The 14,523-nt window shown below is 66.1% G+C and carries 19 protein-coding genes; 2 read left to right on the top strand and 17 right to left on the bottom strand.

Features of this window, described 5'->3' with window-relative positions; all coding sequences use genetic code 11:
• Nucleotides 1-37 precede the first annotated feature (37 nt).
• The 16 genes from ABT085_RS06470 to ABT085_RS06395 form a co-directional block, all read right to left on the bottom strand.
• Nucleotides 38-892, bottom strand: a complete 855-nt coding sequence (locus tag ABT085_RS06470; protein WP_351602793.1) for a nuclease-related domain-containing protein — start codon at nucleotides 890-892, stop codon at nucleotides 38-40.
• A gap of 105 nt (nucleotides 893-997) precedes the next feature.
• Nucleotides 998-1,342, bottom strand: coding sequence for a hypothetical protein (locus ABT085_RS06465; RefSeq protein WP_351602791.1), 345 nt, complete (start codon nucleotides 1,340-1,342; stop codon nucleotides 998-1,000).
• A gap of 31 nt (nucleotides 1,343-1,373) precedes the next feature.
• The gene (locus ABT085_RS06460; protein ID WP_351602789.1) at nucleotides 1,374-2,747 is read right to left on the bottom strand and encodes a tyrosine-type recombinase/integrase; all 1,374 of its coding nucleotides are present in this window, start codon (nucleotides 2,745-2,747) and stop codon (nucleotides 1,374-1,376) included.
• Nucleotides 2,744-2,938: a helix-turn-helix transcriptional regulator gene (locus ABT085_RS06455; RefSeq protein WP_351602787.1), complete on the bottom strand. Its 195-nt coding sequence runs from the start codon at nucleotides 2,936-2,938 to the stop codon at nucleotides 2,744-2,746. The genes ABT085_RS06460 and ABT085_RS06455 overlap by 4 nt, the downstream gene beginning before the upstream one ends.
• On the bottom strand, nucleotides 2,914-4,251 hold the full coding sequence (locus tag ABT085_RS06450) for a replication initiator (RefSeq protein ID WP_351602861.1): 1,338 nt from the start codon (nucleotides 4,249-4,251) through the stop codon (nucleotides 2,914-2,916). The genes ABT085_RS06455 and ABT085_RS06450 overlap by 25 nt, the downstream gene beginning before the upstream one ends.
• Before the next feature lie 116 nt (nucleotides 4,252-4,367).
• Nucleotides 4,368-4,613, bottom strand: coding sequence for a SpdD protein (locus tag ABT085_RS06445; protein WP_351602785.1), 246 nt, complete (start codon nucleotides 4,611-4,613; stop codon nucleotides 4,368-4,370).
• Between the two features lie 14 nt (nucleotides 4,614-4,627).
• Nucleotides 4,628-4,822, bottom strand: coding sequence for a hypothetical protein (locus ABT085_RS06440; protein WP_351602783.1), 195 nt, complete (start codon nucleotides 4,820-4,822; stop codon nucleotides 4,628-4,630).
• A 10-nt stretch (nucleotides 4,823-4,832) separates the two neighbouring features.
• The gene (locus tag ABT085_RS06435; RefSeq protein ID WP_351602781.1) at nucleotides 4,833-5,024 is read right to left on the bottom strand and encodes a mobile element transfer protein; all 192 of its coding nucleotides are present in this window, start codon (nucleotides 5,022-5,024) and stop codon (nucleotides 4,833-4,835) included.
• Nucleotides 5,024-5,230, bottom strand: a complete 207-nt coding sequence (locus ABT085_RS06430; protein ID WP_351602779.1) for a hypothetical protein — start codon at nucleotides 5,228-5,230, stop codon at nucleotides 5,024-5,026. Before ABT085_RS06430 ends, ABT085_RS06435 begins: the two co-directional genes overlap by 1 nt.
• A gap of 18 nt (nucleotides 5,231-5,248) precedes the next feature.
• Complete coding sequence (locus tag ABT085_RS06425) at nucleotides 5,249-5,866, bottom strand: DUF2637 domain-containing protein (RefSeq protein WP_351602777.1); 618 nt, start codon at nucleotides 5,864-5,866, stop codon at nucleotides 5,249-5,251.
• Nucleotides 5,866-6,072, bottom strand: a complete 207-nt coding sequence (locus ABT085_RS06420; protein WP_351602775.1) for a hypothetical protein — start codon at nucleotides 6,070-6,072, stop codon at nucleotides 5,866-5,868. Before ABT085_RS06420 ends, ABT085_RS06425 begins: the two co-directional genes overlap by 1 nt.
• Nucleotides 6,073-6,151: 79 nt before the next feature.
• Nucleotides 6,152-7,534: an FtsK/SpoIIIE domain-containing protein gene (locus ABT085_RS06415; RefSeq protein WP_351602773.1), complete on the bottom strand. Its 1,383-nt coding sequence runs from the start codon at nucleotides 7,532-7,534 to the stop codon at nucleotides 6,152-6,154.
• A gap of 4 nt (nucleotides 7,535-7,538) precedes the next feature.
• A complete protein-coding gene (locus tag ABT085_RS06410; protein WP_351602771.1) occupies nucleotides 7,539-7,889 on the bottom strand; it encodes an SCO3933 family regulatory protein in 351 nt (116 codons plus the stop codon).
• A 124-nt stretch (nucleotides 7,890-8,013) separates the two neighbouring features.
• Nucleotides 8,014-8,742, bottom strand: coding sequence for a GntR family transcriptional regulator (locus tag ABT085_RS06405; RefSeq protein ID WP_351602769.1), 729 nt, complete (start codon nucleotides 8,740-8,742; stop codon nucleotides 8,014-8,016).
• Nucleotides 8,743-8,831: 89 nt separating this feature from the next.
• Nucleotides 8,832-9,269, bottom strand: coding sequence for an ATP-binding protein (locus ABT085_RS06400; protein ID WP_152889193.1), 438 nt, complete (start codon nucleotides 9,267-9,269; stop codon nucleotides 8,832-8,834).
• A 281-nt stretch (nucleotides 9,270-9,550) separates the two neighbouring features.
• A complete protein-coding gene (locus ABT085_RS06395; RefSeq protein WP_351602767.1) occupies nucleotides 9,551-10,291 on the bottom strand; it encodes a GntR family transcriptional regulator in 741 nt (246 codons plus the stop codon).
• A gap of 81 nt (nucleotides 10,292-10,372) precedes the next feature.
• On the opposite strand from ABT085_RS06395, the gene ABT085_RS06390 reads away from it, so the two are divergent.
• Entirely contained in the window at nucleotides 10,373-11,458 is a 1,086-nt protein-coding gene (locus ABT085_RS06390) for a DUF1152 domain-containing protein (protein ID WP_351602765.1), read from the top strand.
• Nucleotides 11,459-11,496: 38 nt separating this feature from the next.
• The gene (locus ABT085_RS06385; protein WP_351602763.1) at nucleotides 11,497-12,000 is read left to right on the top strand and encodes a hypothetical protein; all 504 of its coding nucleotides are present in this window, start codon (nucleotides 11,497-11,499) and stop codon (nucleotides 11,998-12,000) included.
• 414 nt (nucleotides 12,001-12,414) lie between these two features.
• Here ABT085_RS06385 and ABT085_RS06380 read toward each other — a convergent pair whose 3' ends face one another.
• Nucleotides 12,415-13,884 (bottom strand): DUF262 domain-containing protein, encoded by a 1,470-nt coding sequence (locus tag ABT085_RS06380; protein ID WP_351602761.1) that lies wholly within the window; start codon nucleotides 13,882-13,884, stop codon nucleotides 12,415-12,417.
• Nucleotides 13,885-14,523: the final 639 nt, after the last annotated feature.

The following is a 14,523-nucleotide window of genomic DNA, read 5'->3' as shown; positions in this document are numbered from 1 at the left end:
CAAGAGACGGCAATAACAGGCACTCAGGGGCACCGCCTCAGGCCCGCTTCCAAGCCTGGCGATGGCGAGCAACGCTGTACACCTGCTCGACCTGCTCCGCCGTCAGCACCCCGGAAAGCGGCGCCAGTGCCGCCACCTCACGCTCCCGGTATACGCGCACGCTGAGCTGCGTAGCGACCACCTTCAAGTCGGTCACACCGACAAAGACGAGCACCGGTTCCACCGGTACAGGAAAGCCGCAATAGCGCTCAAGCACTCGGGCTACCCGCTTGGCCTCCGCCCGGCTCTTGCGCGCGTAGGGCTCCGGCTTCCCGTGATCGACCTTTACGGAGTCGTCGCCGACCCACACGGCCCTTCTGTGGTGGTGCTTTGTATTGATGCTGAACACCCCACCGGGCCCGATCAGCAAGTGATCGACATCTACCTTGTCGGCCAGGGGGATGGAGTGCAGGACCCGCCAGCCCTGACGTGCCAAGCGGTTCAGCTCGGCTCCCACCCTCTGCTCCCCCGCCAAGCCCTTCCGCCAGGAGTCCCACTCGGTGGGGCGCCGCAGGAGCTGTGAGACGACTCGCTTGATCAGGCCTGGCCCGGCTTTGTCGCGAAGAGACTCTCCGGGAAGGTTGGCGGACAGGTCGTCGGCCGCCGTCAGAAGCGGCAGCAGTGGGGGCGCCGCATCCTCGGGGGTCCTGGGCGCCTTCTGTGGCGGGACCGGTTCGGGGTTGTTCCGTAAGTGGTCGGTCAGTACGGCGATCACGTCGTCGCGATACGCGGCGACCAGGACTGTGATGTCCCCCGTCTTCACGTCCGCCCAGCCGACCGCGGTGCCGTCAGACAGGTTGGCGTACAGGCGATCATGTCCGTACCGCTTCCAGCGCGTGACCTTCAGCTCCACGAGTCCCCCCTCGTCCGCTCTCGACTCGAAGCGTCGCAGCAGGTAGGGCTCAAAACGAGAGAGGCCCCGGACAATATGCCGGGGCCTCGCACGTCGATTTAGTGATCACGCTTGGATCTCGCGAACCAAGGTGTCGCCTCCCTCGTAGAGCTCTAGGGAGTAGCTCAGACCAAGGCGGTGGAGTACGCCGCCGAGCTCGTCAAAGCGCTGAGGGTCGACGACTCCGTTCAGCAGAATGTCCGGACTCTCGGTCGGGTCGACCTCCAACTGGCCCCAGTTGGTTTCGACTTCGTAGCCGTGCCAGGAAGACGACCTCGAACTCCACCCCGTCCTCACGAAATGGTGGGCCACCGCAGAGGCATCCCGGCAACCGCGCAGAACACCGCATACGTTGCTGCCAACCTCCACCCACTCAGGATCGAGCTTTTGGCCATCGTCGGATACGTCCACGCCGGAAGTATGAGGCCCAGGCTCCATACGATCACTCGTATTCGCGAAGCAAATCCTCGATACGTCGATTGGCGACGTCCTGCCGTCCGTCGAGGCACTTCGCGTAGCGGGTCAGCAGGACCTCGACGCTGTTGCCAGCGCGCTCGGCCACCTCGGTGGGGTCGACACCCGCGTTGAGCCACGTCGACAGCGCCGAATGCCGCAGGTCGTACGGCCGACTCGCGAGCGGCGACGAGGCCGCGGCCGGAGGGAGCGCGAGAAGACGGGCCTCCTGCCAGACGCGGTAGTAGGTCGAGGAGGGGACCACCGAGCCTTTCTCGCTGAAGAAGAGCCGCCCGTCGTCCGCCGTGCCGAAGGTGGCCAGGTGCTCACGGAGTACGGCGACCAGGTGCGGCGGGATCGGCACCCGGCGGACATCCTCAACGGGCCGGTTCTTCAGACCGCGGTCGTCGTGGGTCTCCCCCGAGTCGGTCCACTGCTTGCCGACCGACGGACGCGTCCGGTGGAGCAGCGCCGATCCCCACCCCTGTCCGGGGAGGTTCAGGTCCGTCTCGACCAGGCCGACCGCTTCAGCCGGCCGGAGACCGCCGAAGTACATGGCAGCGAAGAGACCCACCAGTCGCCGACCACGGGCCCGCCGGTAGCCGCCCACGTAGGAGACGGCCGCCAGGAGATTGCGAGCCTGCTCGGGGTTCGCGACAACGCGAGGATCGACCTGACCGGACACCTTCGGTTTCTGCCAGCGGACAGCCGTGATCGGGTTATCGCGCAACTCCCCCAAGTCGACCGCATAGTTCGCGGCGTTGACGAGAGTCCGCCGCTTACGCCGCACGGTCTCGGCCGCCGCGGCCGTACCGTCGAGCTTGAGTTTCAGTGAGTCCAGCACCGCACGGGCCGTAGCCGGTTCAGCGAGATCGGCCAGCGGTCGCGATGCCTTCGACACCCAGTGAAGGACGTTCCGCACGTCGTCCGGGATGTCTCGGTCATCAGGCCCTGGCAGGACGAAGGCCCAGTTGCGGAGCGCCTGGCGGATGGCCTGGTCGGACGGCCGTCCAGCCCGCTCGTCGAGGAGCTCCACGGTCACGCTGGTGAGCGATTCGTTGATGCCGTCGCGCGTGTTGGGGGCGGCATGTGGCCACTTCATGGCGAGGTACCTGCGGGCGAAGTCGTACCACGACACAGCCGACTTCTTCTCTTCCATCGACTCCGGCAGCCCGGACGCCTGGTCGAACTCCTCGCCGTCGCGCATCGCCCGCATCAGCTTCGCGCGGTAATGATCGGCCAGTGCCTTCGTGCGAAAGGAGTCGGAAAAGACGTTGCCCGCCACAGACCACCGGACGCCGTACGAGGGCGTTTTCGTATCGCGCTTCCGTACAGCCCAGACCTTCACATCGAGAGACTTCACGCCGCGGCCTCCATCTGCCGCAGCCACGTGGTGAAGTCACTCCGCCACACCCGGAGCTCCCCGTTGGGCAGCTTGAACGCGGTCGGCCCACACCCCAACTCACGCCAGCGATAGAACGTCCGGCGAGAAACCCCACCCAGCTCATCCAGGACTTGGCGAACGGTCATCAGCTCGTCGCGACGGGAGTCCATGTCGGTTCTCCTTCCGTACCGGGGGCGGGTTCGAGGGAGGCGGACAGCCAGGCCTCGGCGGCAGAGAGGCCGGTTCCGGCGAACGCCCAGTGGGCGAGGACGTACGTCGTCTCAGGCTCACGCTCGGGCAGCACGGCAGCCGCTTGAGCTCGGCGCCAGTCGGCGCGGGCGTCGCGGAGGGCGCCGAGGGTGGTGGAGTAGCGGCGGGACTTGGTGGAGAAGTGGCCGCGGAAGCCGAGCATGTGCGCCCAGGCGCGTAAGCGGAGGTGTTCCAGGTCTTTACGAGCGCCGAGGGTCCAGGCGGTTCGGATCAGGCGGCGGGCGTGATCGGTGAGCTTGGCTTGGGCCAGCTCGGCGAGGAACCTGAGCGGGCGGTCGAGGGTGCCGGTCGTGGTCTCGGCGCCCTTGGTGGCGTACTTCGCGATGTACGACGCGACGGCCCGCTCGGTCAGCTCCTGGCCGCCGTCGAAGTCGGCGGATCGGATCGGGCGGACGTCGAGTTGCCGACCGAAGACGAAGGAGTGCCGGCGGCCGTCGACGTCCGGCCCGTCGATGCGGGCGGCGGTCGCTGCGGCGCGGATCGCATCGGTCAGCAGCTCAGCGGACGCCCACGGTGGGGGCGGGGTGTCTCCGCCTTCCGGTCCGTCGAGGCGAATCACCGCATGGAAGTGGACGGCGCCACGCTTCTGGTACTCGGCCACCTTCGCGAAGGAGAGACGGGCGTGATGGCGAAAGGCGCGTTGGGTGAGACCGGCGCGCTTAGCGACTTCCCGGCGGAGGTAGATCGAGAAGCGGCGCCAGAGGACGCCCGCGTGGGCGTTCCAGAGGACGGCGGCTTCGTAGTCGTACGAGTCGGGTGTGAGCGGTGTTCCCAGGGCCGGGTCCTGGTCGTCGTGGTGGATGCCGCAGCGGCAGGCGCGACCGGCTGCGGGGCGGTTGTGCACGGGGCCGAAACCGGGAGCGGTGAAGGTGGCGAAGACGCGCGGGTGGGTGGCGACCTGGTCCGAGGTGCCTTTACCCCCGCGGAGTCCGGCGGTGATCAGGTGGAAGGTGTCGCGGCGGTAGGTCTCGGCGCAGGCCGGGCAGCGGGTCGCGCGTCGGTTGTTGCAGCGGACCAGGAGGTTGCCGGCCGGGAGGGCGGTGGAGTCGAGGTGGTGCAGGGCTCGGCCGATCTCTCCGGTCGCGGTATCGACCGCGTACTCCGTGCGGTGGCCGTCGAGGCGGACGGGGCGGGTACAACCGCCCAGGGTGGAGAGTTGGCGGGCCAGCTCAGGCAGGGTGCCTATGGAGGCCAGCGTGGAGAGTTCCGCCAGCGGGGGCGGAGTCTGCCGGGTAATGATGAGGATTCCTTTCGGCTGTTTCGGCGGTGGGGAGGGACGGCCCCGGGGCGGCGGGATGCTTGGCGGCTTGTTGCCGCCCCGGCGGCCGATCAGCGCTTGTTCGCGCTGGTGACGAGAGAGCGCAGGACCACGGCCGCGATGGCCACGGAGATGGCCGTGACGGCAACGGCCGCGAGGAGCGCGGTCAGGACGACTCCGACGACGACAACCGCGGCGACCGCGCCCACGTAGGGGCTGAGAGAGTGGTGGCCGGCGGAGGACGCCGGGGTGTGGTGGGTGCCGAGGGCGTTCGAACTGGGCAGGATCGGGATGTCGGGCAGCTTGGGGCGGAACACGGGTTGCCTCCTTTTCAGTCGTGGGTGCCGTTGACGACGTCGACGCCGGAGCGGGTGCCGGAGTCGATGGCCGGGGCGAGGAAGGTCCGGGAGAGCAGGAAGCCGAAGAGCGCGATCACGACGGCGATCCAGACGCGGACGCCGAGGAACTTGATCGCGGCCCAGGCGACGAGGCCCAGGACGAGGACGAGCGGCAGCGAGACGGTCATGGAAGCTCCCTCAGCGGGCGACGCAGCGGTGAGTCCGGGCGGCGAGTTCGGCGGCGGCCCGGCTTTCGTAGTCGGCGGAGAAGCCACAGCGCGGGGCGGTACAGGCGGCGGTGTGCTTCTCGCGGCCCCGGCCGTCGTAGTACGTGGCGACCTGGACGGGGCCGATGCGGACGACTCGGCGGAAGCGCGGGTTGGCGGGCATCAGCCGGTTCCCTTCTCGGTCTCTGCGGTCTCGTTCTCTCTGGTGAAGTCGGCGACGTGGTCGGCGAGCCAGCGCACGATCTCGTCACCCTCGTAGCTGTCGGCGGTGAGGATGACCGGCTCGGCGATCAACATGGCTTCGGTGAGGCGGTTCTGTCGGGTCAGCTCGGCGGCGCGGTTCAGCGCGCGGAGCGTGGACGGGCGCAAGGTGGGATGTCCTCCGGGTCAAGCAAGTTGGGCGGCGATGGCTTCGGCGAGCGGCAGTGGGACGCCGAGGCGGGCGCGCAGGGTTGTGGTGTCGATGGCCGTCCCGGTCCGGGTGTGGTGTTCGTCGGCGACCTTGCGGGCCAGGGCGACGAGGGCGGGCGGCACGGTGGAAGGGAGGGGTGCGGCAACGGGTAGTTCAGGGATCGAGGCGGCTGGCTCTTCCAGGTCGGGCGGGGTTGGCGTCGTATCCGGTTCCGGGTCCGGTGTCGTCGTAAGGCCGCGATGGGCGAGCAGGGTTCCTCCGAGGAAGGCGACCGCGGGCCATCCGGCGACGAGGATCCGCAGCCAGGCAGGTACGTCGCCCAGATCGAGAAGGCCGGCAGTCGCGACATTGGCGCCGAGCGAGGCCGTCAACGCGACGACGAACCAGCACCACGCGGCAGCTTTCGGGCCCCCGGTGCGGAGCCGGTGCCAGGCGGCGACGAGAAGCAGGTCGACCGAGATCGGATAGGCCCAGGCCTTCCATCCGCTCTGCCCGGCAGCGGCGGCGAGGTCGTGCAGGTGGGCGAAGGACAAGGCCCCGGCGATGACGGCCTGGACCAGGACCGCGTCCGCGCGGAAAGCGGGGCGGGACATCAGTCCGGCTCGCCGGGATAGTCCGGGCCGTCATCGGGGTCGTAGCCGGGCGGGAAGATCCCGGGCGGCGGCTCCGGGAGAGACGCGGCCAGAGACACGCCCACGGCGTCGACGAAGGTCTCATCGGCGTCCGACGTGCCTGCGTACAGGGCAAGTTGTCCCAGCAGGACGACGGTTCGGGCGAAGTCCTCACAGTCGGGGCACATGGTGGGTGCTCTCCTCCTTTCGGGCATGACGGGGTAGGGACTTGACGCGATGGCGCGTCGAGTCAGGGGGTGGGTGGGGTTACTCGGCAACCGGCCGAGGGTGGCTCACGCGCCCGGCAGGCTTCACGGTCGGCGCGGGCGGGACGTAGGGCCGGAAAGGAGAGAGCGCCGGTACGTCGGGGGCGAGGTGAGCCGTGTCGCGGCAGGTGGCCGCGGCGGCGACGAGCGAGATGTACGGGGTGCGGATGCGGGACCAGCCGCCGGAGGTGTCGCCAGCGACGGCGAGACCCGGGCGATCCGCGGGGATGGAACAGGCGGCGTACACGGCTTCCGGCGCGATGTCGCCGAGAGCCATCTTCGCGGAGGCTTCGTCGTTGACGCGGTGGGAGACGCGGCCGGTGAGCTGCGCGCGGAGCATGGTGGCGCCCTTGCCCAGCTCGGCGCCGAAGCGCTGCCCGCAGACCTCTAGGTAGATGCCGGCCGCGCGGCCGAGCTGAGCGAGCCGGATGAGCTGGGTGACCATCTCGTCCCGTCGTTCCTCCTCCTTGCGCGTCGCGACGAGGAAGAGTTCCGCCACCTCGTCGACGAACAGCACGATGGGCGAAGGCCGTTCGTTCTCCGGCAGACCCCAGATGTCGGAGGTGATCAGTTCGTCGGGGGTGCCAGGGGCGATGCCTTGTCGGGCCTTGATCAGGTCGTATCGGTCCTCCATTTCCTTCACGAGCACCGGCAGCAGTTCGGCCGCCTGCTCGGGGTCGGTTGCCAGGGCAGAGAGTCGGGCGGCGAACGGTGAGAGTTCGACGCCGCGCTTGCAGTCGACGCCGACCAGGACGACGGGCTGACCCGCCAGGCCAGAGATCAGGTTGCGCAGGTACATGGACTTGCCCGACAGCGTTGCGCCGAGGACGAGTTCGTGCGGCACGGCCCGGTAGTCACGGACGAACGCGGTCGCGTCCTCCCGCAGCGCCACCGGCACCCGTAAGAGATCGCCCTCGGTCCCGGTCCGGCGCGGCATCCGCACTTTGCGCAGGACGTCGAAGCCGACGAGCCGCAGTTCGACGACTCCGGGCTTGATGTCCCGTACGTACACGGCGTGGACGCCCCAGGCGTGCCGGAGGCGTTCGGCCGAGGCCGCCACGTCCGCCGGCTCCTGGCCCGGGGCGAGCCGGAGCCGCATACGCAGACCGGTCGAGGTGGGCCGGATGATGCCCCGGCGGGGCGGTACCGGCCGGACCTCCCGTCGGGTGGTCGCCCGGATGGCCAGGGCCCGCCAGCGGGGAGGCGCGACGGTCAGCCCGCAGGCGTCCATGGTCGAGGAGTACGAGCCCAGCAGCCGGGCCACCGAGACGGGCAGCCCGACTGTGGACCAGTACGCAGCGGGGTGAGCGTGCCGGAGGTAGGCCGCGCCGCCTATCGCAGCGAGCGACCCGCCGAGCTCGGCCACCGTCACCAGGTCCGTCACGCGATCAGCCCGCCTCAGCCATCGAGAAGGCCCCCGGCATAACGGCCGTGGCCCGGTAGGCGATGCCGTGGCGCTGCTGGCCGTTGAACACGCTCTGCCAGGGGCGGGCCACAAGGCCCGGCAGCGCGATCGGAGCGCCGACGGTCAGCCCGTCCGCCACCCCGCTTTCGGGAATGGTGACCTGGATCAGGGCCGATTCGCCCTCGTCGATGTAGACGACGCCCACGGTCATCAGGGCCTCGCCGCTCACGGTGTCCTTGGCGATCTCACCGGTCTGCCGGTCACGCACCTTCGGTGCCGGCGCCTCGGTGAGCAGGATCGTGGCGGACGAGGTGTCGATACGGATCACACGCACAGAGAGTTCTCCTTCTGAGATCGATCAACCCATTACCTGACAGGTTGACTTAGCAAGTTCGAAGTTAGAGTTGCCAGGTTGACTTGTCAAGTGCGATCAAGCATCAACAGCCCTTGTTCTGGGCTCAGTTCAAGCGGTACGTGTCTTCAAGCTCCTGCCCATCGGCAGGAAGCAGCACGTCGGAAACCTGTAGCGCCTGGCCCGATGCATCGAAGGCGATGACCAGGACACTGAGCACAGGAACCCCGTCGGCCAGGCCCAGAAGCTCAGCTTCGCCGACATCGGGCAACCGGGCAGAGACCCGCTCCGTCACATGGTCGAAGCGGACCTTCTTCCGCCCCTCCAAGTGCTCCCGGACCCCGGCACTCAACAGCTCGGAGCTCCCGAGCTCGGTGCCGTCGACCAGGCCGGCAGGGAAGTACGACGAAACGAGCTCGACCGCCTCCCCCTCCTCCTCGACCAGGAACCGGCGCATCAGGACTTCGGCTCGCTTCGGCAGCCCGAGCACTGAGGCGACACGCGCCGGAACGGGCACGCGATCCACCGCGGCCAGTCGCCCCGGAGTCCGCGACTCATCGCGCTCCAGCGCTTCCCGCCCACGCCGGTTCTTCTGCTCGACGACGGCCGGCCGACCACGCACGATCGTGCCGAAACCCTGCCGGGACTCCAGCCAGCCGTCCCGCTTCAGCAGCTCCAGAGCGCGGACCACGGTAGGCCGGGACATCCCGAACGCCTGGACCAACTGATTCTCGCTGGGCACCCGAGTGCCTGGCGCGTACGTGCCATCCTCGATGCGGCGTTGGATCGTCTGGGCGAGGCGGACGTACTTAGGTGCCTCCACTTCATACGCCATGAATGCCGCCCGTCGAGATTGGCCAAGTCAACTGGTCAACCAGACTAGCGATAAATCCAATTACGCAATACCACGGCACCAAGTCCGCTTCAGTCGGGCCAGGCATCGGCCATCACGAAGGAGACGACCGTGCCGCCGAAACGGCTGGGCCCGCACCGCCAGGACTCCGCGACGGAGTCGACGAGCAGCAACCCACGCCCGTGTGCGTCATTCGCCTCGGGACGCCGCAGTCGCACGTTCGCCGGATACCCCGGATTGTGCACGTCGACGCGGAGCGAGGCCCCTTCACGGAACCACTCGACCCGGACGATCCACGGGTCGTCCGATCGGCCGTAGACGACGGCGTTGGTCACCAGCTCGGAGAGCATCAGCACGCAGTCGTCGACCGAGCAGGCCGGGTTGTACGGGGCGATGAACTTCCGGAACCAGCGCCGGGCCCGGGGTACGGACTCCGCGACGGGGTGCAAGGTCATCGCACCGAGCCGCGGTGAGTCCGCAGAGGGATAGCGGTCGATCGTGTAGCCCATCCGCGTTCACTCCCTGCCGCTGCCGTCGCAGTCGAGGCAGCGCCGTTTCGATGTGGGACGGACACGGTCATTGACGGTGGAGAGTGCCAGGTCCGTACGGGAGCCGACTCGCTTCCAGCCGCGCCCACGACATCCCCGGCAAGGTAAGTGCGCGCCCCGATCCGGCCGCCGACTCGTCACGCCGTGCCCCCTTCATGAAGTGGCCTTAGCCACTTACTGGATAGTGGCATTAGCCACCTGTGGGATGCAAGCGGTTCGCCGAAATGGCGAACCGGCAGCCGTCAGGTGAGGGGGTAGCCCTGCTCGAACGCCCAGCGGTGCGGCGGGTAGGTGGCCTCGGCGAACTCCAACGGCCGGTCCTGGAGGTCGAACACCACATGGTGCACGATCAAGACGGCCGACTCTGAGTCCAGTTGGAGGTCTTGCGCCTCCTCGTCCGTCGCCTGCCGAGCACACATGCGGTCCTCGGCGTAACTCCCCTGCCGTCCCGTCATGTTCTCGACGTACATCAAGGTGCCTTCTTGGATCCGCTCAGGTTCCAGGAGCTTGGGCGCCCGCTGCCCGACGTCCGGCGCGAACCACGAAGTGGACAGAGTGATGGGTCCGTCCTGGTTGTTGGTCACGCGCCGGCGGTGCACGGCCCGACGATCCTTCACCAGGCCCAGCGCCTCAGCGACGTAATCCGGAGCCTCCAGCCAGCCCGCCGAGGTGATCACCGCATACTCGCCAGAGGTGTAGATCTTCCCGGTCTGCCGCGCCCGTCCGTACAACTCTCGTGCCCGCCGGTTGACTTCGAGGCTGCGCACGTACGTGCCCGACCCCTGCCGCTTCTCGACGAGCCCCTGATGGCTCAGCGCCTCCAGAGACCGCGCGGCCGTCGGCCGGGACACCTTCCAGGTGGCCGCGAGTTGCCGTTCCGAGGGGACCTCGTCCCCCGGCCGCAGGTCACCCCGAAGGATCTGATCGCGGATGAAGTGAGCGATCTGGAGATACTTCGGCTGCGCCTCCTCGATCTGAGGCATGTCCCCTCCTCGTTCAAGTGGCTATGGCCTCTAGCCACTATAGGGTGAGTGGCCAGGGGTCGAACCCGTAATGTGGGGCGCATGACGCGGTTGATCGTCGCAGCAGGAGGAGGGGGCGACGCAGTCGCCGCCGCAATGCTTGACGCCGCTCTGTACGGCGCCGAGCCCGACCATGCAGTGATCCTCACGTACGCGTGGGACCGCTTGCTGATCGACCCGGTACCGGGCCCACGAGGCCCCGACAACTTCACGGGCCTCGAACCCGTCACCCCCGCAGTCTGGTCGGTGCCGGCCGAGGCCCGCCCCATCGCTCCAGCGGGATCCACTCTCCCCCGCCTCGCGGCAGAGCTCCCGCACACCTTCGCTCTGATCGACCCTCGCCACGGAGCCGAGGGCATCACCCGCCAACTGGAAGAACTGATCGGCCACTTCAAGCCAACCACGATCGACCTCCTGGACGTGGGCGGCGACATCCTCGCGCGAGGCGACGAACCGACGCTCAAGAGCCCCCTTGCGGACGCTCTGACATTGGCAGCTTGCTGCCAGGTAGACGCTCCCATCCGACTACTGGTCGCCGGCCCTGGCCTGGACGGCGAAGTCCCTGTCGACGACATACGCAGCCTGTTCGGCCCGCTCGTCCACAGGTTCACCGCGGAGAACACGGAACCGGTCAGCTCGGTCCTGGAATGGCACCCCTCCGAGGCAACCGGGATGCTCGCTGCAACAGCCCGAGGAGTCCGAGGCATCTGCGAAGTCCGGGACGCTGGCCTCCCCATCCCCCTCACGGACGAGGGCCCGACGGTCCACGAAGTCGACCTGGACGACGCCCTGAGCCGCAACGAGCTGGCCCGCGCGGTCACGACAACCACCACCCTGGACCAGGTGGAGGAACTGAGCCGCGAGATCTGCGGCGCCTCCGAAATCGACTACGAGCGCAACAAGTCGCTTTGGCTCAAGGACCAGCAGGCGAAGAAGCTCGATCCCGATACCGTGCTGTCCCAGCTCGACGCGTTCGAGAACGAAGCTCGAAGCCGCGGAGTCAGCCATACAACGTTCCGCCACCTCACCGAGGTGCTGAACCTCAGTGGCGTACAACGTGACGATCTGCGCCGACTGCTGATCAGCAACCGCCCGGAACGGTACACGGCGCCCCTGTGGCGCCTGTAAAGAAGCCGCCCTCCCCCCTTGCCTAGGGAGTTGTTTCCGTGGACATCGTCGCCCTGGCAAGCGTCATCACAACCGGCATCGTCTCACCTCTCATCTTGACCATATCAACGCGCATGCAAGTGGATCGCACCGCGAGAGATGATCACTTCCGAGATAGGCGTCAGGTGCTGGATGATGCGGCTCAGCACATTGGACAGCATATCCGCGCAAGTGGCCACTGCCTGAGCCAATGGAGCCGAGGCGTATCCGATACAACCCCTGAAACTCAGGAGAACTTCAAAGCTCGTAGTACCGCTGACGAAAACCTCAAGAGCGCCTACGCAAAGCTCTGCATTAGATACGGCCCAGATAGCGAAGTAGCCCGGACATGCTTGGCCTGTGTGGCCGCCATGGAAGCAAACACCGTACTTCTCAAGCAGTACAGGACCGGAGTCGACTTCGGGACGCTCAACACCAATGTAGAAGCATTGATGGAGCCTTACCACGTCGCCTTTAGAGGCTACCTGGAGGCCGCCCACAAGGCAGCGGCGAAGCCTCAATAACACCCTGCAGTCAGCTCCGCAGGCCGCGGCACACGCCTGGTAGACGACGTGACATCGAGTGAGTTACAACCTTCTCTACTGGTTCAAGAGCCCGCGCACAGCGCGGGCGCGCGCCGCCTCTGCGGCGCGGCCTGCCTCCTGTCTGCGCCCCGGCTGGCCGCGCCCGGCGGCGCGCTCGGCGGCTGCGGGCATGAAGTGGGAGACACCCTCTATGGCTGGGGCGGTCGGCTCCACGGCTTTAGGCAGCCACTTTGGGGCGAGCCTCTAAGATCATGGCCCCAACGTCGTGCTTTACGGGCAGGTCCACTGACTGCCCGACTCGCCGTCAGCTTACGGGGCCATGATCACTCGCCCCAAAGCAGCTCCAGCCCAAAGCCGCTCCGCCGACCTAACGGAGAATTCCTCACCCGGAACCTACACCGCTAGGGAATCCAGGTCGTCGGCGATCGCACGGAGAAGCGTCGCCTGCATGAGGGGGAAACGTTCGGGTGCCAGAGTAGAGGGCGAGGTTTCCCCTGAAGCGTAACGCGCAAATGCTTCGCCGATCTTCTTCCTTTTACTGGCGACTGCCCCGGCTTTCCCGTGATCAACATCGTGCTGAAGGCCGGTCCGGAGAAGGTTTACGTCGACGAATGATGCAGGGACGTTACCGTCAAGACGGGACCCCGGGCCCTCACGAAGAACGAAGTAGAGTTCACCAATCAATTTCGAGTAAGCATCGAAATTCTCGATAGGCTCACGAATCGACGTCATGGCGGTGACAGTCCTATTAGTGGGCTTGAACAGGTCGGATCCATGCTTGGCGGAGTACTGTTCATTCTTCTGCGAAATCAGAGTGCTGACCCTCTGCCCCAGATTGTCAATTTCTTCACGGATCGCGGTAGAAGAAGACTCCTTGAGCGTCAGCACGCTCATCCACGCAGGATCCGAAATCAGCAATTTACGCAGAAGGATCTCATGCCGATCTTTAGCGCCGGACTTTACGTTTGCTGAAAGCGTGCGCTGATAGTCCAGATACGCGGCGTCGGTCGCCTTCGTGCCAAGTTCGTTTTGCTTCGCAAGCTGCGTTGTAAAGTCAGAGAAGAAGGAGTAGAGACGTTCCTCCATCCCCTCAGACCGCCCACTCGACACAATAACTGCCCCGAGCGTGACGAAGGATTGGATGGTGCTCCTATTACGCAGGGACGAACTCTTCTTTTGGAAGCAACGATCGAGGTAGTCGAGCGTATTCAGGAGCCTTTTTGCCACCTGCGAGTCTTCCGAGAAGTTGCTCTGCGAGTCAGCCAATGCCTTCAGATCTTCATATCTAAGCCCGAGATCAAACCCTTCAATTTCGAGAGCGAGGCCCTTCAGAGCCATATCGAAGTAGGCTTTTCGCGTGTTGCTACTCGCCACTTTTTCGACGAAGAACTTGTGCGTGGCCAGCTTCCGAGCGTAGCTAATGAGGTTACTGTTTACCGAGTTGAGCCTCTCGGCGGAAGTGAGGGCCTTCCCCGCCTGGAGTCGCTGAAAGAACTCCTGAATATCATCGTCAGTAGCTTCGGTGATCTCGTCATACTGAATCTCGAAGTCATCGAAATCGTCGGTGACAGTCTCGGGAAGTTCAGAGTAGGTATGCCCTCCAAACCTCTTGGCACTTTCATCGGAGAGCTTCAGCTTATCCTCGAAGAACTCCCAGATCGTAGCGAGACGCTGCTGCCCATCCACCACGTCGAACTCGTCAGGGTCGCTCGACGTTTTGGCGAAATAGAACTTTGGAAGCTTCCATCCATTCAGGATCGAGTCGATAAGAAGCCTCTTTTGTTGGGGTGACCACACCTCATCGCGCTGCCAGTCGGGGATGTCGTAGCGGCCACGACGCTTGAACACCTTGTCGAGCGCCATGCTACGTGGCTCCATTTTCATTGGTTCTCCCCGCACCTGTGGCTTTTCTTGAACCGCCCGCGGCTGTTCTGAGGGTAAATACTAGCTAGGTGTGGAGGTTGCAGCACCCCCATTTGTGCAGATTCACGCACAGGCCAGGCAACGACTTCGGCGACGGCTGCCGATGGACGCCACGCACCGACGACCATCGTGGAAGGACGACCAAGCACGAGCGCCCTCCCGGGCCGTCTAGGGGCCGTGGAAGGGCGCTCAACGATGACCAACGTCGACAACTGCCGACAGCTCAGCAGCAGGTCAGAGCGGTGATCGAATAGGCGGCCGCAGGTCACGGCCGCCCAGGATCAGTTGTGGCTGGACTGACCACGGTGGATACAGCGCCGAAGCGCTGCCCGACGGCAACGCCATTGAGCACGCAGCCGTCGCCTGTCTCCTCCGCGAACACGGCGGCGAAACTTGTGGAGGCATCCTCCCTCCAGTGGTTCTGGATGGAGGACTGCTTCCTCGGCGCCGACCAGTGGAACTCCCAGCACGAACGCCGACACATGGAGCCTCCCCCTGAGTGGTGGACACGCTGATACTGGATCTGCTTGATCCGGAGGAAGCGAGACAACCGCCGATGGCGATGAAGGACTACTCGGA

The organism is Streptomyces sp. NPDC002265, from assembly GCF_040296125.1.
In the GTDB taxonomy this organism is placed as follows: Bacteria; Actinomycetota; Actinomycetes; order Streptomycetales; family Streptomycetaceae; genus Streptomyces.
This window is presented reverse-complemented; position numbering and strand designations above follow the sequence as displayed.